Source organism: Tessaracoccus defluvii (assembly GCF_014489575.1).
GTDB classification, from domain to species: domain Bacteria; phylum Actinomycetota; class Actinomycetes; order Propionibacteriales; family Propionibacteriaceae; genus Arachnia; species Arachnia defluvii.
In genome coordinates, this window is record NZ_CP060789.1 from 2541098 (window position 1) to 2560245 (window position 19148).

Below are 19148 nucleotides of genomic sequence, written 5' to 3' on the forward strand. Positions count from 1 at the left end.
CGGTTTCTGCGAGCCTTGGGCGCCGGGTTACCCTGAAATCATGAGTCGAGATCCGCACCACGTCGTCATCATCGGCTCCGGGTTCGGTGGGCTGTTCGCGGCCAAGGCCTTGCGCCGCGCGGACGTCAAGGTGACCCTGATCGCCAAGACGACGAGCCACCTGTTCCAGCCGCTGCTCTACCAGGTCGCCACCGGGGTGCTGTCCGAGGGCGAGATCGCCCCCGCCACCCGCGAGATCCTGCGCCGGCAGAGCAACGCCACCGTGCTGCTCGGCCTCGTCGAGGACATCGATCTGACGAACCGCGTCGTCAAGTGGCGGTTCCACAACGACTACCAGGAGACGCCCTACGACTCGCTCATCGTCGCGGCCGGCGCCGGGCAGTCCTACTTCGGAAACGACCGTTTCGCCACCTACGCCCCGGCATGAAGACGATCGACGACGCGCTCGAACTGCGGGCCCGCATCCTCAAGTCGTTCGAGATCGCCGAGTTCACCCGCGACGAGGAGGCCCGCCGCCGCGAGCTGACGTTCGTGGTCGTCGGCGCCGGTCCGACCGGCGTCGAGATGGCCGGGCAGATCCGCGAGCTGGCCAGCACCACGCTCCGCAAGGAGTTCCGCAACTACGACACGGCCTCGGCCCGCGTCGTCCTGATCGACGGCGCCGACCAGGTGCTGCCGCCCTTCGGACCGGAGCTCGGCGCCAGAACGAAGGCCACGCTGGAGAAGCTCGGCGTGGAGGTGCAGCTGGGCAGCATCGTCACCGATGTCGACGATGCCGGCCTCACCGTCCGCCACAAGGACGGCTCGGAGGAGCGTATCGAGGCGGCGTGCAAGGTGTGGGCCGCCGGCGTGCAGGGCAGTGAACTCGGCATCACATTGGCCGAGCAGAGCGGCGCGGCGCTGGACCGGGCCGGCCGGATCCAGGTGGAGCCGAACCTGACGCTCCCCACCCATCCGGAGGTGTTCGTCGTCGGCGACATGGCTGCAGTCGACGGTGTCCCCGGCGTCGCGCAGGGGGCGATCCAGGAGGCCCGGCATGCCGCGGCGACTATCCGCGCCCGTCTGGAGCAGCGGGGCGCACCCGGTGCGTTCCGCTACCGCGACAAAGGGTCGATGGCGACGATCTCCAAGTACAAGGCGGTCGCCCTGATCGGGAAGCTGAAGCTCACCGGGTTCCTGGCGTGGACCGCCTGGCTGTTCCTCCATCTGCTCTACATCGCAGGCTTCAAGCAGCGGATCACGACGCTGGTCAGCTGGGCCCTGACGTTCATCTCCAACGGCCGCTCGCAGCGCGTGATGACCAACCAGCAGATGGTCGGCAGGCTGGCGCTCGAACGCCTCGGCACCGGGGCCTCCGGCAAGCTGATGCGCGGCGGCGAGGTCGTTCCCGAGGAGTAGCCGACGCCGCCCGCACCTTGTACGGCACACTGGACAGCGACATCAGTTGCCGAACCAAGGGAGCACGGGCAATGGAAGCGTTCCTCCGCGTCGTGCGCGACATCGCGCTCCTCCTCGCCCGGATCGTCGCAGGCGCCGCACTCGTCCTGCACGGCTGGACCCGCTGGCAGGTCACGGGACTCGAGGCGCAGGTCGAGATCATCGAGGCCGCCGGGCTCCCGAGCGCGCAGGCGCTGGCGCTGGCAACCGTCGTGTTCGAGATCGGCGGCGGGGTACTGCTCGTGTTCGGTCTGGGGACCCCGATCATCGGGCTCGGCATGGTGGTGCTCAACATGACGATCGCACTGACCGTCCGCAGCGACGCTGGCTTCGCCCTGTCGGACGGCGGGTGGGAGTACAACGCCGCCCAGGCGGCGCTCGGCCTGGTCTTCTTGGCCTTCGGCTCGGGCCGCGCCGGACTCGACCACCTGTTCGTCCGCCCGTCCGGGGAGACCGACCAGTTGATCGAGGCGCCGGCCTGACGTGGCCATCTTTCACAGGATTCACACAGCCAACCCATAGCCTGATCCCCGGCCGACGCGGAACAATGGGGGCATGGCCACCACCACCGACCCACTTCTGCGCCCCGACGGCACGCCCATCCGCGTCGTCGCCGTCGATGATGAACCCAGCCTGATCGAGTTGCTGTCGATGGCGATGCGGTACGAGGGCTGGGACGTGCACACCGCGACCACCGGCACCGAGGCCGTCCGGGTCGCCCGCGAGGTGCGCCCCGACGCGCTCGTGCTCGACATGATGCTGCCCGACTTCGACGGGCTCGAGGTGATGCGCCGGGTGCGGACCGAACAGCCCGACGTGCCGGTCATCTTCCTCACCGCGCGCGACGGTGTGGCCGACCGGATCGCCGGCCTGACCGCCGGAGGCGACGACTACGTCACCAAGCCCTTCTCGCTGGAGGAGGTCATCGCCCGTCTGCGGGGGCTGCTGCGGCGCTCCGGGGCCACGACCGCGCGGCCCGACACACAGATCGTCGTCGGCGACCTGATCCTCGACGAGGACTCGCACGAGGTGACCCGCGCCGGGGAACCCATCAAGCTGACGGCCACCGAGTTTGAGCTGCTCCGGTTCCTGATGCGCAACCCGAAGCGGGTCCTCAGCAAGGCCCAGATCCTCGACCGCGTGTGGAACTACGACTTCGGCGGCCAGGCAAACGTCGTCGAGCTGTACGTCTCCTACCTGCGCAAGAAGATCGACGCCGGCCGCGAACCGATGATCCACACCATGCGGGGCGTCGGCTACGTCCTGCGGCCGGCGGGGCAGTGACCGGCAACCAGCGCGGCTCCCTCGCAGCCCAGCTCCGGCCGCGCCTGATCCTGACGGTCGCCGTCATGGCCGTCCTATTGGGCGTCGCGACGGTCTTCGCCGCCCGCACGATCCTCTACAACCAGCTCGACGGCGAACTCGACGCGGCGCAGGTGCGCCAGGGCCGGGGCATCGTCGGCGGCGACCGGGTGCCGGGCATCGAGACCCCCGGCATGCGGGCCGGCACCGTCATCACGCTGCTGCGCGGCGACGGGACGGCGCTGAAGGGCATGGTGGGTGACGGCGCCGTCATGGACATCTCGGACACGGCCGCGCTGGAGATGGTGCGCCTGGTGCCGGGCGAGAAACACTCGCTCGACCTCGACGGCCTCGGCCGCTACCGGGTCGAGGCCAGGGACACGCGCCTCGGGCGGGTCGCCGTCGGCCTACCCACCAATGACATCGACTCGACGCTGGTGTGGCTGAGTGTGTTCGCCGGGTCGTTGTCTCTGGTGGCGATCGGCGCTACCTCGCTGGTGACGCGGCAGGTGCTCGACACCGCCACCCGCCCGCTGGTCGAGCTGACAAACACTGCGGACGAGGTGAGCGGCCTCGAGCTGGAGCGGGGCGCGGTCGAGGTGCCGCGGGTCGCCGTCGGTGAGCTTCCTGACGCGAGCGAGGTGACGCGGCTGGCGACGTCGTTCAACCGGATGCTCGGCCGGGTCGAGGGCGCGCTGGGGGCCCGCGAGGCGTCGGAGAGCAAGCTGCGCAGGTTCGTCGCCGACGCGTCGCACGAACTGCGCAACCCGCTGGCCGCGATCCGCGGCTACGCGGAGCTGGCGCAGCGCCGTCCCGACACGGACGACGCGGCGTTCGCGATGGCACGGATCGGGGCCGAGTCGGAGCGGATGGCCAAGCTGGTCGGTGACCTGCTGCTGCTGGCCCGGCTCGACTCGGATGTCCCGGTTACCCCGGAGCCGGTCGACGTCGTCGAGGTGGTTCTCAACGCCGTCAGCGACGCCCAGGCCAGTGCGCCCCGGCACCGTTGGCAGCTGGATGCGCCGCCGTCGGAGATCACCGTCATGGCCAACGCCGACCAGCTGCACCAGGTGATGGTGAACCTGCTGGGCAACGCCCGCACCCACACCCCGGCGGGGACGACGGTGTCGGTCGCGGTGCGCGCCGAGGACGAGACGGCCGTGATCGACGTCGTTGACGACGGTCCCGGCATTCCGGCCGAGAAGCAGGCCCTCGTGTTCGAGCGGTTCACCCGCGTCGACGACACCCGGCCGCACACGTCGGAGAAGTCGACGGGGCTGGGGTTGGCGATCGTGCGGGCCGTCGTCCAGAGCTTCGGCGGTCAGGCGTCGGTGGAATCGCGGCCCGGCCGCACCTGCTTCTCCGTCCGCCTACCGTTGGCCGCGCCGTCGGGGCCCGGCGCTACGATGCTGGGACAACCCGAAAGGACCCAATGATGGAAATCACCCGTTCGGCGCTGGCCGCGATGGTCGACCACACGCTGCTCAAGACGGATGCGACGCACGAGCAGGTCGCGGCGCTTGTCGCCGAGGCCCGGGAGCTGGGCGCGTTCTCCGTGTGCGTGTCGCCGTCGATGCTGCCGGTGACGGCTGAGCTCGGCGAGGTGAAGGTGGCGACGGTGTGCGGGTTCCCGTCGGGCAACCACAGTGCCGAGGCAAAGGCTTTCGAGGCGGCGGAATCGTCGCGCCTGGGCGCCGACGAGGTCGACATGGTCATCAACATCGGTCTTCTGAAGGAGGGCCGCGCGGACGCCGTCGAGGCTGAGATCGCTGCGGTGCGCGCCGCGACGACGGGGCTGCTGAAGGTCATCATCGAGTCGGCGGCGCTGACGGACGACGAGATCGTCGCCGCCTGCCGCGCGGCGGAGGCGGCGGGCGCCGACTACGTGAAGACGTCGACGGGCTTCCACCCGGCGGGTGGGGCGAGCGTGCACGCCGTCGAACTGATGTCGGCGACGGTCGGGCAGCGGCTGGGCGTCAAGGCGAGCGGCGGGATCCGCGATTACGCGACGGCGAACGCGATGGTCGAGGCTGGGGCGACGCGGCTGGGGCTGTCGGGCACGCGTGCGGTGCTGGACGGTGCGGACGGGGTCGAGAGCGACGACGAGGTCGAGGGCGGCTACTAGTCGGTTCTGAGGGACCAATCCGTTCCCTGAGCCGGCCGCCTGCGGCCGTGTCGAAGGGCGGTTCCTGAGCCTGTCGAAGGGCCTGAGCCAGTCACACCCATCGACTCTTCGAGACGCTCGCGCAGGCGCTCGCTCCTCAGGGACCGCTCCTTGAGCCCTGTAGACGCCCGTGTCGTCTCACCGTCCTTGCCGGTAGGCTGCCTGCCATGCTTCTCAGCGATCGCGATATCCATCTGGCAGTGGCCAACGGCGACATTGCGCTGGATCCGTGGGAACCCGCGATGGTCCAGCCGTCGAGCATCGATGTGCGCCTGGACAAGTTCTTCCGCGTCTTCGAGAACCACCGCTACCCGTCGATCGACCCGTCGGTCGAGCAGCCGGAGCTGACCCGCATGATCGAGGTCGACCCCGACGAGCCGTTCGTGCTGCACCCGGGCGAGTTCGTGCTGGGCTCGACGTTCGAGCAGGTCACGCTCGGGGCGTCGATCGCCGCGCGGCTGGAGGGCAAGTCGTCGCTCGGCCGCCTCGGCCTGCTGACCCACTCCACTGCGGGGTTCATCGACCCGGGCTTCTCCGGGCACGTGACACTGGAACTGTCGAACATGGCGACGCTGCCGGTGAAGCTCTGGCCCGGGATGAAGATCGGCCAGCTGTGCTTCTTCCAGCTCACGTCGCCGGCTGAGCACCCGTACGGGTCGGTGCAGTACGGATCGCGCTACCAGGGCCAGCGTGGCCCGACGCCGTCGCGCAGCCACCTGAACTTCCACCGCACGCAGGTGTAGTCGACGGCGCTGTCAGCATCCCGGGCCAACGCAGGCGCCCCGCGCAAACGTCAGGCCCCGGGTCCGCGCCAACCTCAGCGCCTCGCACCACCGTCACTCCGCCCGCGGCCTGAACGGACACGAATCTCCGGTGAGCCGCCGATACGCGCATATCGCCACAACGGCCGCCTGAGCCAGCAGACTGCCCGGAGAAGCCAGATTTGTGCCCGCCGAGCCAGATTCATGCCCGCCGAGAGCGACCCCGGAGCCGCGTCCTGATCCGAGCCGAGTCCGGGCCGACGCCGTCCACTCGACGACGCCGTCCACACCCTGAAGCCAGCCGACGCCGACGTCGTCCAGCCCTGAACGAACACGAATCTCCGCCGAGCCGCCGATACGCGCATATCGCCACAACGGCCGCCTGAGCCAGCAGAATGCACGGCGAAGCCAGATTTATGCACGTCGAGCCAGATTCGTGCCCGCCGAGGGCGAGCCCGGAGCCGGGGCCTGATCCGAGCCGAGTCCGGGCCGACGCCGTCCACTCGACGACGCCGTCCACACCCTGAAGCCAGCCGACGCCGACGTCGTTCAAAACCCGGAACGAGCACAAATCTCCGCCGAGCGGCCGATACGCGCATATCGCCACAACGGCCGCCTGAGCCAGCAGAATGCACGGCGAAGCCAGATTTATGCACGCAAAGCCAGATTCGTGCCCGCCGAATCCTCGGCTGGTCACGCCGGAAGCACCGTCACGCGGAGGCACCCGTCAAGTAGGAAGGACCCGTCAGGCCGGGAGGACCGGGCGACGCAGGATCGTGAACCACCGGTTTCCGTACGACACCTGCTGGCCCTCGCGGACCCGCACCTGCGTACCCGACGGGCACGGCTCCAGATCGCCGCCCGTTGTCACCAGGGCAGTGCCGTTCGTCGAACCCCGGTCGACGACGTAGACGCCCCGCGGGTCCGTACCGATCAGCACATGCGTGCGGGAGATCATCCGGCCATCCCCCGACGCCGGCACGAGATGCACCTCCGCCGGATCGTCGGCCGCCTTCTGCGGGTTGCGGCCCAGCAGAACCGTCACCGCCAGGTCGACCTCGCGGCCGTCGTCCAGACGGACGTACCAGCCTTCATCGCCCGCCCGGCCGGCTGCGCCGTCCGGCAGGCTCGTGATGCGCGTGCCTTCGTCGGCGTCCACGTCGCCGAACTCACGCTGCCGGACCCGCACCTGGCGCGCCGGCTCGATGACCGACGACGGCGTCGGCAACGGAATCCAGTTCTGTGCCGCGGGACGTGGGGTGACCGGCTGCTCGGGAGCAGAGTGGCCGTGCTGCGGAACGCCTGCCGGCGCTCCCTGACCCTGGGCCTGCTGGCCGCCGGCGAGGCCGGGCGAATCCTGGCCCGAGCCCGGGAATCCCGGCGTCGGCGCGACACCGGGGATACCGGTCGCACCCGGCTGCGGGCTGGGCGCGGGACCACCGAACTGGGTACCGAACGACGCCTGACCCTGGGCTCCCGGCTGCCCGCCGGACGACTGTTGCCCAGCCTGAGGGCCGCCGAACGGCTCCTGTCCCGCGTGTGGGGTGGAGGCGGGCCCACCGAACTGGCCCGGCTGACCGCCGAACGACGGCTGACCCGACTGCGAGCCGGGTACGGAACCACCGAACTGCGCGCCGAAGGACGCCTGATCCTGGGCACCCGACTGCCCACCGAAGGGGTCCTGTCCCGCGTGTGGGGTGGAGGCGGGAGCACCGAACTGGCCCGGCTGACCGCCGAACGACTGCTGACCCGGCTGCTGGCTGGGCGCGGGACCACCGAACTGCGCTCCGAACGACGCCTGCTCCTGGGCACCCGACTGCCCACCGAAGGGCTCCTGCCCTGCGTGCGGGGTGGAGGCAGGCGCACCGAACTGGCCCTGCTGACCGCCGAACGACGGCTGACCCGCCTGCGGGCTGGCTGCCTGACCACCGAACTGCGGAGTACCGAACTGCGCCTGCTGCGGCTGCGCCCCGGGAGCGCCCCACTGCGGCTGCTCCGGCTGCGTCGCCGGGCCGCCCCACTGACCCTGAGCCTGAGCCGACGCCCCGAACCCCTGCTGCTGGAACGACGCCTGCGGAGCGGGCGCGCCGAACGGCTCGCCACCCACCCCCGGCAGCCAGTCCGGCGCCTGGGAGTCGTAACCCGACGACGTCGACCCCGGCTGCGGGCTGAACGTGCTCGCCAGGTGCGGCGGCAGGCCGACGGTCGTGGTCTGCGCGACCTTCTTCGTCGGCGCAGTGGCGCGCTGTTCGCTCTCCTTCGGCTGGACGACGACGGCGCCGGCGACCATGTCGTGCCAGCCCTGGCGACGCTCATGGATGACGAGGAACACCAGCAGCGCGATGCCGCCGACGAACGTGCCCATCAGGGCGGAGAACACCAGTTGGCGGAGGAAGAAGCGCCACCAGCCGATCGGCTCGCCGTCCTTCATCGACACCAGCCGGATCCCCATGACCCGGGCGCCGAGGCCGGCGCCGCGCCTGGCGTAGGCCCACCACTGGTAGAGCCCGTATCCGGCGCCGAGGACGGCTGCGATGATCGTGGAGGCCAGGAGCTGGCCGTTGGTGGTGATGACGGTCAGCGCCAGCAGCGTCTGCAGTCCGTAGATGACGCCGAACGGCAGCCAGTCGAGCACGGCGGCGATGAATCGACGGCCAAGGCCGGCGACGACGACGCCCCGCGGAATCAGCCGACTCACGTGGCCTCCTCAGTTCTGTTCCCGGGTACCGCGCAAGGATACCGCCCGCCGGTCCTCAACCGACGGTCCTCCACCCCTAGCGGTACTTCCTGAACGACTTCGTCGACAGGCTCGAGAACGCCCACCGGAACCAGTTCAGCGACTTGCGCATCCCGCGCCGGACCAGGCCCGTCGATCCCCAGTACTCGCGCGCCGTCGCCTCGCTCGGGTCGCCCGGCGCGAACACGATCCAGTCGGCCTCCTTCGCCAGGGCGACGGGGTCGCTGACGGCGCGCAGCTTCGGGAACTCCTCCACGAGCAGCTGGGCCTGCTCGGTGCGCGTGGCGGACGCCGACGGGCTCCGCCCCAGGTCACGGGCCTTGTCGACCAGCTCCGACCAGGCGCCCGCGATCCGGTTCGCGACGATCGGGTCGTTGCGACGGTGCGAGCGGCGGCGCAGCTTCATGCCGACGATCAGCACGATCGGCACGACGATCGTGATCAGCGGGATGCCCGTCAGCGCGGCGAAAGCGCCGATCTGCGCCCAGTCGATCGGGGTGTCGACCTCCGGCTCCTCCGCCGGGTCGACCGGCAGGTCGTCGTCCGGCGGCGGCACCTCGGGGCGTGCCGGCGGCGGGGGCGGGTTCTCCACGTAGGGCTGCGGCTGCGGCGGGGGTGGCAGCTCGTCAATGTCCAGCACCCGGTCCTTCGGGGGCGTCGGGTTGAACGTCACCCAGCCGAGCCCGTCGAGGTACAGCTCTGTCCAGGCGCCCACCTGGTCGCCGGTGATCGTCTGACTCCCGGCCACCTCGTAGCCGTAGATGACGCGGGCGGGGATCCCGACCTCGCGGGCCATGAGCGCCATCGCCGTCGCGTACTGCTCGTGGTCGCCGACCATGCGGTCCGGTGCCTGCAGAAGGGTCGTGAGGCGCTTCTGGGAGTGCCCGGCCACCGACTCCATCTCCTCCTCCTGCCCGTGGCTGAAGTAGCCCTGCTGCAGTTCCTCCTCGAAACGCAGTGCCACCTGCCCAGCGGTGCCGACGCCGTCGGACCACTGGTGGGCGAGGTTGACCAGGTCGTCGGGCGCCCCCACGACGTCGGGCAGGGAGAAGTCGCCGGCACCGGCCGCGCCGATCTCCGCGTCCGTCGGACGTTCGGCGACGGTGGCCTCCAGCAGGTAGCTGTCGCCCTCTCGGAGCCCGGCGGTATCGATCCCCGTGCCGGAGGACCGGTTGTAGTAGAAGTTCTCCCCCAGGGCGAGCGCCCGCTCGCCGGCGAAGTCGATGCTCCTGGTGCGGCCGGCGGTCGGCACCCACACGCCGTCATAGCCGCGCACCGTCACCTCGACGGCGACGTCCGCGCCCGCGGCGTCGTCGTCGATCCATTGACCGACACGCGTGAAGGTCGTGGACTCGAGCGCCTCGTCGGCCAGCGACGCGACGCGGAAGTTCAGCCCGTCGTAGGCGTCGAGGGTGGCGATGCGGACGATGTCGCCCTTCTCGGCGCCCGACACCTCCAGCAGCGTCGTCTCCCGGTTCTGGGTGATGTTGGCGCGGAAGCCCTGCAGCGGCGACGCGTACTGGGCCAGGTCGATGGGCGGCTCGATGGCGGCCCGGACGGTTTCGCGCTCCGGCTTCGGCGCGAGCAGCGGGACGGCCGCGTAGGCCGCCACCCCGGAGGCGGCGACCACGGCCAGCCCGAGCACGCCCGCCAGCGGCTTGAGCCGGACGCCACGGCTCAGCAGGCCACGGGTGACGGCCCGACGGTGACTCGTCCATGTCAGCACGATGAGGAAGAACACGGCGCCGACCAGCAGCGGTTCGAAGGCCACCCGGGAGCCGAGGACGACGGCGACGACGTAGCCGACCGCCGACGGCACGAAGGCCAGCACCGGGCGGGCGGTGCGCAGGGAGATCAGCATCCCCAGCAGCCCCGCCAGCAGGCCGATCAGGCCGGGGACCGTCAGCAGGTTGAACGTCTCGCCGATGGGCGGGTCGAGGGTCAGCATGTCGCGCCACGCCGTGACGGGCCCCGTCACGAGGCCGCGGAGCGTCCGCAGCGTCGGCACGACGAACCCGATCGTCGACGACGGCATCGTCAGGAAACCGCCGAGGAGCAGCCAGGCCGCAGCCGCCACCAGCGCGACCATCCCCGCCCCCCAGCGCAGCCGCCAGGAGACGAGGGCCAGCCCGATGCCGACGGCGCCGAAGCCCAGGACCGAGACGAACAGCCAGGCCGTGCCGTAGACCGGCAGGAAGCCCAGCGCGACCAGCCCGAGCAGGGCCAGCAGCGCGACGGCGTCGATCGCGACCCACGCGGCGCGGCCGCCGGTCAGGGAGCCGAACGTGCTGTGGTCCGTCGGCCCCAGTGCCCGCTTCGCGGTGCTCATTCCATCGCCTTTCGCATGGCCCGGGGCAGGTCGTCGAGCGATCCGACCTGCAGGATCGTCACATTGCCGACGGTGCGGGCGCGCAGTTCCGCGCCGGCGTCGATCCGAAGCCCGACGACGCGGGTGTCGACGTCGAAGCGAGCACACGCCTGCCGCAGCACGCGGGTGGAGGTCGACGAGCCGGTCAGCACCATGGCGATCGACACCCGCGTCTCGCGCCGCATCAGCGAATGGACCAGGTCGGCCACTCCCCCGCGCGTCGACTGCTCGACGAGGCTCAGCTCGTCGAGCGTCCGCGTCGGGGTGACGGTGACCAGCAGGTCGTTGCTCGTCGTCAGTGTCAGGGGCGACTCGGAGTAGAGGGTCTGCAGCGACAGCGACGCCGCGCAGGAGACGGCGAGCTCGAACTCCGCCTCGTCCAGGTATGAGGTGCGGCCCGTGTCGAGCGTCACCGCGACCCGCGACATGCGGGTCTCCTCGTACTGGCGCACCATCAGCTGCCCGGCCCGCGCCGTCGACCGCCAGTGCACGTGCCGCCGGTCGTCGCCGGGAACGTAGGGGCGCATGGCGTGGAAGTTCATGTCGGAGGCCGACAGGTGATCGGACGCGTGGCCCTCCATGTCGTGCACGAAGCCGGCCTGCCGACCCGGCAGCGTGACGGTGCGCGGGTGCACGTACAGCTCGAGTTCCTCGGTCCAGCGGGTCTCGCGGCCGGCCAGAGAGAACGGGTCGCCCTTGATCGAGTTGGCCGGCCCGATGACGACGAGGCCGCGACGCTCCGTCGGGATGCGGAACTGCTCGGTATGGACGTTGCCGGCGGACATGCTGGGCAGCATGAAGCTGGCGAACGAGTCTCCGACGGGCAGGTCGAGGCGCGAGCCCCAGTGACGGCGGGTTCCAGCGTTGCGGACGTACAGCCGGCCGGTGGTGCGGTCGCCGACGACGACGGAGCGGTCGGCCACCTCGAGGAACACGTTCAGGTCGGGTCTGCCGATGGTGAACAGCAGGGACAGCAGCGCCGTCACGACGGCGAGCACGCCGACCGTGATGAACTCCACCCAGCCGAAGGCCAACCCGACCAGCAGCGACACCAGGCCGCCGACGAGCGTGACCCAGCCCGCCGTCCGCAGCCCCGTGAAGGTGGTGAGTCGCCCGTAGGCATCCCGCAGCCAGGTTGTCGTCGGAGGATCGACGGCCTCCGGGGCCTCCCAGCGTTCCTGAACGGCTACCGCCATCAGGCCAGCTGTCGCTCGACGGGCGGCGGCACGGAGCCGACGATCTGCGCCATCACGTCGACGGCCTGCACCCCGCTGAACTCGGCCTCGGGGTCGAGGATGAGACGGTGCGCCAGGCATGGGATGGCCAGCATCTTGATGTCGTCGGGCACGACGAAGTGGCGGCCGAGCGACGCGGCCCACACGCGCGACGAGCGCACCAGCGCCAGCGCGCCGCGGATCGACACGCCGAGCCGCACGTCGGACGCGGTTCTGGTGGCCTCGGTGAGGCGCGCGATGTAGTCGAACACCGACGACTCGATGTGGACCGAGGCGGCCAGTTGGCTCATCTCGGCGACCTGCGAGGTGGAGATGACGGCGGGCAGCGCCGTCGACCGGGGACGGCTGCCTCCGGTCGCGAGGATCTGCATGGTGGCCGCGTGGTCGGGGTAGCCGAGCGTCGTCTTCATCAGGAAGCGGTCGAGCTGGGCCTCGGGGAGCCGGTAGGTGCCTGCCTGCTCGATGGGGTTCTGTGTGGCGATGACCATGAACGGCTGGCCGACGCCGTACGACTGGCCGTCGACGGTGACCCTGGACTCCTCCATGACCTCCAGCAGCGCGGACTGCGTCTTCGGTGAGGCGCGGTTGATCTCGTCGGCCAGCACGATCGCGGCGAAGATCGGGCCCTGGTGGAACTCGAACTCGCCGGACTTCTGGTCGTAGATCGTGACGCCGGTGACGTCGGAGGGCAGCAGGTCGGGGGTGAACTGGATGCGGCTGTTGGTGCCCTGCACCGACTGCGCCAGCGCGCGGGCCAGCGTCGTCTTGCCGGTGCCCGGGTAGTCCTCGAGCAGCAGGTGGCCCTCGGCGAGCATGCAGGTGACGGCGAGCCGGATGGCCTCGGTCTTGCCGATGATGGCGCGCTCGACGTTGCCGACGATGCCTGCGAAGTTCTCGCCGAACCAGCGGGCTTGTTCTGGATTCATGTGTGTGGTTCCTCGCTGCTCACTTGAGTTTCTTGGTGTAAGTGGTGCCGTTGATTTCGCAGGACAGCGTCGCGTCCTTCGGCGGCCGGGTGATGGACGCCCCTCGGGCCCCTCCGGGACGGTCACCGACAGCGCACTGTCGAAGTACAGGCCGCCGCTGGTGATGGGGATGGCCAGCGTCTGCCCCTCCATCGTGACCGTGCAGCCACCGGAGCTCACGTACGGCAGCTTCAGCCGCAGCGCAGGGTGGCTGTAGACGACTTCGGTGGAACCGCTGACGTTCAGCGTGGTCTGGATGTTCAGACCGTTCTGGTAGTCGAGGTGCCGCCACCACATGGAGTTGCTGCCGAAGGCGAGGGCGACCGTCGACTGACGGCTCCAGTGAGCATCCTTCTTGCAGTTGGAGGAGTCGCGGACGACGCAGTAGATGTAGTCGTTCGGCGTCCATCCCTGCGTGGCCAGCATGCCCGTCGTGTCCAGATCCGCGGTCACGGTGAACACGTCCCCGCTGGCCTTCAGCCGCAGGCTTCCCGATTCGATCTGCGGGGTGGGCGGAATGGTCGAGCGTGGCGTGACGGACTTGCTGAACTCCGCCGACGTCATGGCCTCGACGCGGGCCCGCACCCGGACGGTCAGCTGCTGCCCGTTGGTGCGGCCGCCGACGACCCCGCTCGCGGGCACGGCGTTCCAGCCGCCGCCCGTGTTGTACTCCAGGACCGCCGGCGCGGTCGCCTGCTTGAGGGTGCCCGTGACGGTGAAGCTGCCGTCGCCTGCGACCACGTCGACAGTCTCGAAGGCGGGCAGCGCCCAGGCCACCTTGAAGTCCCCGGAGTCGCCCACGATGGCCTCACCTGCCCGGTTCGTCGCCTTGACGACGAACTTGGTCCGGTTGGTGCCGAGGCCGAGCATCGTGGTCTCCACGGTGTTGCCGCTCAGCGTCGACGCCGCCACCTGGCGGCTGAGCGCGGGCAGCTCGCCGCCGCCCTGGACGACCGGCATGATCGTGTACATGCTGACCGGATCGCCATTCGGGTTGATGGCGGAGCGGTCGAAGCTCACCGAGAAACCGCCGCCTGCTTCGCTCTCGATGACGGTGGCCGTGACGGGGATGGAGCCGATCGGCTTGCCCGCCGGATATTCGACCGGCGACATCGGTGACGCGTCGGACGGGGCGATGTCGTCGTTGATGTTGCGCGCCTTCACGGAGAACATGTAGCGCTTGCCGTTCTCCAGCCCCTCCCAGCGGTACGGCAGATCGTTGGGCCGGACGGACGTGTCCGCGGCCAGGACGTTGCCTGCGTCGTCGTACAGCGTCACCAGGTAGTCGCGGATGGGGCTGCCGCCGAAGCGCGAGTTGTACTGGGGGTTGTGGGTCCAGTTCAGGAGCAGGGCGCGGTCGGCCGACGTGAGCGTCGGGCCGGTCGGCGCGGCCGGCCGGGCATCCGGCTTGACCGCTCCGGACGTCGGCGACTGGTCCGACATCCCGATGATGTTGCCCTCCTGGACGGTGAACGTCCACAGCACGCCGTTGCGCAGGCCCGTGACGCGGCAGTAGCCGATGCCACAGTTCGCCGTCACGGGATCCTGCCCCGGTGACGTGGCGGTCGCGACCCGCGTGGAGATCTCCGCGCCGCCGTCGCCCGTCGAGTCGTAGGTGAAGGACACCTCGCCGTCGCCCGCGCTGGCCGAGTAGGGGGCGGACGGGCGTCCCGGCTTGTCCTTGACCTGGACGCGGATCTTCCCCTCCACCTGGCGGTTCGGGTCGTTGGTCGAATCCATGACGGTGTAGGAGGCGGTCAGCGCGCCGTGCCAGCCCGCGGCGGGCACGACCGTGACCTCGCCCGTGGACTCGTTCAGACTGATCGAGCCCTCCCCGCCGAGCTTCCGCACCGCGGTGATGCGCAGCGACGTGTCGCGCATGACGAAGGACTTGTCGTTGCTCAGCGGGAACATCGGCAGCGCCACGCCGGCGGCGGCCGTGTCGACCACGTCGTCGCCGGTGGAGGTCAGCGGCGCGCTCGACGGGATGACGAGCACCCGGACCGTGAAGGGCGTCGTGTTGTCGGCCGCGTCACGGACGGTGCCGGAGAGTTCGACGGTGGCCCCGGGCTGCGTGCTGAGGGGGGCGCTGGCGATCAGGTGGCTGCCCTCGAGGCGGTGGTCGATGCCGCCGCCCCCGCCGGTCACCCGGAGTCCGCCGTCGATGAAGATGCTGTCGCCGTCGGGGTCACGGAACAGGGCCAGCAGGTCGAGGCGCCCCTCCTCCTCGCCCTGGCCGACGCGCAGCGTCGGTTCCTCGGACAGCCGCTCGGGCGGCAGGTTCTGGAAGACCGTCGTCTCCGTGCCGTTCGGGTTGCTGCCGTCGATCTTCGGCCGCAGGACCTTGACCTTGAGGGAGATGAACGCGCTGCGCGCAGTGTCGTCCTTCTCGTCCTTGGCGCGGTCGACCACCTCGAACACCACGCTTGCGGGACCCTGGTAGGTCTCGTCCGGCCGGTACTCGACGGTGTCCTCGCCGGCGGGCTTGGCCGCCCCGTGCGTCGCCGTGACGTTGTCGGCGTCGGTGAGCCGCACTTCGCGGCCTCCCGTGCCGACGACGATGTCGTTCAGGCCGATCGTCACGGGCTGGCCGGCGGTGGCCGTGATCTCCAGGTTCTGGTCGCGGAGCACCGGGACGGCGTCCTGCAGGCCGGGAACCGTGACGATGCCATTGGTGACGTTGTCGTCGGAGTCGACCAGTTCGTAGCGGATCTGCTGCATCCGGTCGAGGATCCGCACGGTGACCTTCGTCCCGTCCTCGCTGACCCGCGCGGCCTGCTCCTCGGGGGCGCCGTAGTCGGGCACGCGGAGGGTCAGCTGGTCGCGGGGGCCGTCCGGGTCGTAGTCGTTGGCCATGGCGTCGATGTCGACCCATTCCTTGCCGATCAGCGACGCCATCGGGACGATGTCGTTGCGGGTGACCGGCGCCAGCAGTGGCGCGTCCTCCTCGACGATGACGCGGAGGTTCCCGTAGGCGGTCTCGCCGCGCGCGTCGGTGATGTCGTAGCGGCCCAGGTAGTCGCCGACCTTGTCAGGCGCGGTCAGCACCAGTTCGCGGTCGTCGAGCAGCGCGACCTCGATCCCCTTGTCCGACATGACCGCGGGCGAGTCGGACGAGTAGCCGATGCTGTCGCCGTCGACGTCGAAGTCGTTGGCCAGAGCCGCGAGCTGCACCTGTCGGCCCGGCCGGACGGTGATCTCGTCCATGACGCCGACCGGCGGGCTGTTGAGCTTGGTCGGGGGTGCCACGCCGATGCGGACCGAGCCGGTGGCGTGCCGCCCGTAGGAGTCGACGAGCGCGTAGTAGAAGTTGTCGGTGCCCTCGGAGGTCGGGTAGGCCTCGTAGGTGAAGTACTCCTCGCCGATCTCGGTGACGCGCCCCAGCCGGGGCCCCGAGCCGAGGCCGACCAGACGGACGGCGTCGCCGTTGGGATCGACGCCGTCGATGTTGACGGGGATGCGGGTGGTGGTGCCGGCGAGGACGCGGTCGATGACCTGGCGGGGCCGGGGCGCCTCGTTGTCGGCGTCCTCGGAGACGACGGTCACCGTCAACCGGCCCGCGCTCTGGTTGCCCTCGGAGTCGCGCACCACGTACGCGATGGTGCTGGTGCCCGCGGCCGTGCCGGCGGGCACGGCGACGCGGACCCTGTTGCCTTCGATCCAGGCCCGTTCCCCGAAGGGGTTGTCGGTCAGCTCGGCGAGTTCGAGGTCGAGGCCGACGGGCGAGGTGTCGTTCTGCAGGACGTCGACGGCGCCGGTTGCGCCCGACCGCACCGACAGCGTGTCAGGCACGGCGCGCGGGTTCAGCAGGCCGCCCGACTCTGTGGGGATGACGACGATGGTGCCGACCACGGAGGTCTTGCCGTCGGAGACGCGGTACTGGATGTCGACGGGCGCCTCAGGCGTGTGGACGGCACGGATGGTCATCAGGTGCCTGCGCTCCATGACCACCTCGAGCGCCGGGCTGTGCGAGTACGTCTGGATGACGAGGACGTCGCCGTCGGCGTCGGTGTCGTTGAGCAGCGGGTCGACGATGACGGAGCCGCCCGGAGGCAGCAGCGCGACGTCGAGCGCGGCGACAGGCGCGTGGGCCGCGCCGGGCGCGCGCACGTCGATCCGGATCGTGCCGGTGGCCGCCTGCCCGTTGGTGACGGTGTAGGTGGCGTAGTAGACGCCGGCCCGGGCGGCCTTGAAGGTGAAGGCCTTGTCGCGGTAGCGCTCCTCGGTCACGCATTCACTGGTGCATTCCAGCACCCGGAACTCGCTGAGGGTCAGGTTGGCGCCGACGTCGTTCAGGAGGGGCTCGATGGTCACGGCCTCGCCGACGGCGGTGGTGACGAAGTCGCCGTAGGCGATCGGGGCCACCTCCTCCTCTACGACGTTGACGACGAGTTCCCCTTCCGTGTCCGCCACTCCGTCCGAGACGACGATGCGGATGGTCTTGCGGCCGGTCGTCTTGCCGATGTCGGTGTAGGTGAGGGTGCCGTCGGGGGTGAAGTTGACGATGTCGTCGTGCGAAGGATCCATGTCGGCGTCCTTCAGCATGAGCGGATCGCCGTCGGGATCGCGCCAGTCGAGGAGGACACGCTTGGTGACGCCGGCCTGGCCGAGCTCCACCGTGAGGTCCTGCGCATGCTCGAACTTGCGGGGGGCCGTGTTCTCGACGGTGGTGTCGCCGGACAGCACGCGGACGGTGACCTGCGCCGTGTCGGTACCGCCACGGCCGTCCGCCACCTCGTAGGTGAACGCCAGCGTCCCCTTGGTCTCCGGGTCGACGGTGATCTGCAGGCCGGCGCCGTCACGCACCGGCTCCAGCCGGGCACCCGGGACCTCGGAGGTCAGGCTCCGGATCGTGAGGACGTCGCCGTCCGGGTCGGTGTCGTTGTCGAGGACCGTCAGGATCGTGGAGCGCCCCGCCCGCGCGGCCAGCGAGTCGTCGTTGGCGATCGGGTCGCGGTTCTCCTCCTGGCGTTCCGGCTGGTTGTCCGGGTTGTTGTCCGGCTCGGTCGTCTGCTCCGGCTCCTGCGACTTCAGGAACGGCTCCCACGCCTCCGGCGGCACGACCGTCATATTCTTGTCGACGAGCCAGACGGTGCCGTTGGCCTGGTCGTTGAGGCCGACGGTGGTCCGGTTGACCTGGAAGGTCAGCTCCGTGCCGTCGGAGGTGATCTGCGGGATCTCCTCGATGCGGGGCTCCTGGCCTGCGCAGGCCTTGACGAACTGGCCCTCGCCGCCGCCGACGAAGGCGCCGTAGATGCAGTCGCCGACCTGGACGGGCGCGACAGGGGTCGCCTGCCGGTCACCCGCGACGCGGCGGGTGCCGTCGCTGCTGACGCCGATGAGGCCCGCGCTGGTGGCGTAGACCGCACGCAGCCCCTCGCGTCCGCCGAGCACGGAGGCCACGGGGGGAAGCAGCTGCGTGCTGCTCGCGCCGGAGACGTCGAACGCCTCGGACATGCCTTCCACCCAGATGCGCTGCGAGATGCGGTCGAGCACCACGGCCTTGTCGCCGACGGCGGACAGCTCGACGTTCAGCTGCGCGGTGCTCAGCTCGAACGGCAGCGGGGTGCTGACGAGCCCCTCCTCGCCGAGGCGCACCAGCGCGGACCGGGCCGGGTCGAGGCCGATGATGTCGCCGTCGACGGTGAGGGTGACGGCCGCGTTCTCGCTCAGTTCGAGGTCGGCCTTCTCCTTCTGGAAGTCGTACTCGGCGACGGTGGCGGCCTCGCCGAACCATGCGCGTCCGTTGACGGGGTTGAAGACGAGCAGGTTGCCGCCCACGAGCTGCAGGAACGCGTTGGACGGCAGCTGGTTGAGGTTGCCGAGCGCGTCGCGGCCGGGGTTGTAGAACGTCAGCTGGTCCGACTGCGGCAAGTGGGCCAGGACGACGTCGTCCTCCTGCAGCAGTTCGACCGTCGAGTCGCCGGAGCCGACGGCGCCGGTGACCTCGTCGATCTGTGCGTTGATGGTGCCGACGCGGTCGGAGTCACGCTTGACGGCGTAGACGTTGCCGTGGTCGAGCTGTACGTCGGCCTCGATGAGCCCGGGGCTGGCGTACGCGGCGACGCCGATGCCGAACGCCAACGTGCCGACGAGGATTCCCTGCCAGGAGCGCTTCAGGAAGCGCGACGTGAGCCGCAGCCCCCTCGCGGTGGGCGTGACTTCTGTCTGCGTCAAGG

The 19148-nt window shown here is 70.3% G+C and carries 11 protein-coding genes; 7 read left to right on the forward strand and 4 right to left on the reverse strand.

What is annotated here, in order from left to right:
* Window positions 1-40: 40 nt before the first annotated feature.
* The 7 genes from H9L22_RS19750 (at window position 41) to dcd (ending at window position 5646) form a co-directional block, all read left to right on the forward strand.
* The gene (locus H9L22_RS19750) at window positions 41-427 is read left to right on the forward strand and encodes an NAD(P)/FAD-dependent oxidoreductase (protein WP_264292444.1); all 387 of its coding nucleotides are present in this window, start codon (window positions 41-43) and stop codon (window positions 425-427) included.
* Window positions 424-1398: an NAD(P)/FAD-dependent oxidoreductase gene (locus tag H9L22_RS12160; protein ID WP_264292445.1), complete on the forward strand. Its 975-nt coding sequence runs from the start codon at window positions 424-426 to the stop codon at window positions 1396-1398. The genes H9L22_RS19750 and H9L22_RS12160 overlap by 4 nt, the downstream gene beginning before the upstream one ends.
* A gap of 71 nt (window positions 1399-1469) precedes the next feature.
* Window positions 1470-1919 carry a DoxX family protein gene (locus tag H9L22_RS12165; RefSeq protein ID WP_187720159.1) on the forward strand — a complete coding sequence of 150 codons (450 nt, stop codon included), beginning with the start codon at window positions 1470-1472 and terminating at the stop codon, window positions 1917-1919.
* A gap of 73 nt (window positions 1920-1992) precedes the next feature.
* Window positions 1993-2721: a response regulator transcription factor gene (locus H9L22_RS12170; RefSeq protein WP_187720160.1), complete on the forward strand. Its 729-nt coding sequence runs from the start codon at window positions 1993-1995 to the stop codon at window positions 2719-2721.
* Window positions 2718-4175, forward strand: coding sequence for a sensor histidine kinase (locus tag H9L22_RS12175; protein WP_187720161.1), 1458 nt, complete (start codon window positions 2718-2720; stop codon window positions 4173-4175). Before H9L22_RS12170 ends, H9L22_RS12175 begins: the two co-directional genes overlap by 4 nt.
* On the forward strand, window positions 4175-4864 hold the full coding sequence (gene deoC, locus H9L22_RS12180; protein ID WP_187720162.1) for a deoxyribose-phosphate aldolase: 690 nt from the start codon (window positions 4175-4177) through the stop codon (window positions 4862-4864). Before H9L22_RS12175 ends, deoC begins: the two co-directional genes overlap by 1 nt.
* A gap of 206 nt (window positions 4865-5070) precedes the next feature.
* Window positions 5071-5646, forward strand: a complete 576-nt coding sequence (gene dcd / locus H9L22_RS12185) for a dCTP deaminase (RefSeq protein WP_187720163.1) — start codon at window positions 5071-5073, stop codon at window positions 5644-5646.
* A gap of 763 nt (window positions 5647-6409) precedes the next feature.
* On the opposite strand, the gene H9L22_RS12190 is transcribed toward dcd, so the two are convergent.
* The 4 genes from H9L22_RS12190 to H9L22_RS12205 form a co-directional block, all read right to left on the reverse strand.
* Window positions 6410-8362: an RDD family protein gene (locus H9L22_RS12190; RefSeq protein ID WP_187720164.1), complete on the reverse strand. Its 1953-nt coding sequence runs from the start codon at window positions 8360-8362 to the stop codon at window positions 6410-6412.
* A gap of 76 nt (window positions 8363-8438) precedes the next feature.
* Window positions 8439-10730 (reverse strand): transglutaminase domain-containing protein, encoded by a 2292-nt coding sequence (locus H9L22_RS12195; RefSeq protein WP_187720165.1) that lies wholly within the window; start codon window positions 10728-10730, stop codon window positions 8439-8441.
* Window positions 10727-11965: a DUF58 domain-containing protein gene (locus H9L22_RS12200; RefSeq protein ID WP_187720166.1), complete on the reverse strand. Its 1239-nt coding sequence runs from the start codon at window positions 11963-11965 to the stop codon at window positions 10727-10729. The genes H9L22_RS12195 and H9L22_RS12200 overlap by 4 nt, the downstream gene beginning before the upstream one ends.
* Complete coding sequence (locus tag H9L22_RS12205) at window positions 11965-19146, reverse strand: Ig-like domain-containing protein (RefSeq protein WP_187720167.1); 7182 nt, start codon at window positions 19144-19146, stop codon at window positions 11965-11967. The genes H9L22_RS12200 and H9L22_RS12205 overlap by 1 nt, the downstream gene beginning before the upstream one ends.
* Window positions 19147-19148: the final 2 nt, after the last annotated feature.

What these genes read in the sequence shown, in the direction of transcription:
- H9L22_RS19750 (WP_264292444.1), top strand. Translation starts at nt 41, where the DNA reads ATGAGTCGAGATCCGCACCACGTCGTCATCATCGGCTCCGGGTTCGGT.
- H9L22_RS12160 (WP_264292445.1), top strand. Translation starts at nt 424, where the DNA reads ATGAAGACGATCGACGACGCGCTCGAACTGCGGGCCCGCATCCTCAAG.
- H9L22_RS12165 (WP_187720159.1), top strand. Translation starts at nt 1,470, where the DNA reads ATGGAAGCGTTCCTCCGCGTCGTGCGCGACATCGCGCTCCTCCTCGCC.
- H9L22_RS12170 (WP_187720160.1), top strand. Translation starts at nt 1,993, where the DNA reads ATGGCCACCACCACCGACCCACTTCTGCGCCCCGACGGCACGCCCATC.
- deoC (WP_187720162.1), top strand. Translation starts at nt 4,175, where the DNA reads ATGGAAATCACCCGTTCGGCGCTGGCCGCGATGGTCGACCACACGCTG.
- dcd (WP_187720163.1), top strand. Translation starts at nt 5,071, where the DNA reads ATGCTTCTCAGCGATCGCGATATCCATCTGGCAGTGGCCAACGGCGAC.
- H9L22_RS12195 (WP_187720165.1), bottom strand. Translation starts at nt 10,730, where the DNA reads ATGAGCACCGCGAAGCGGGCACTGGGGCCGACGGACCACAGCACGTTC.
- H9L22_RS12200 (WP_187720166.1), bottom strand. Translation starts at nt 11,965, where the DNA reads ATGGCGGTAGCCGTTCAGGAACGCTGGGAGGCCCCGGAGGCCGTCGAT.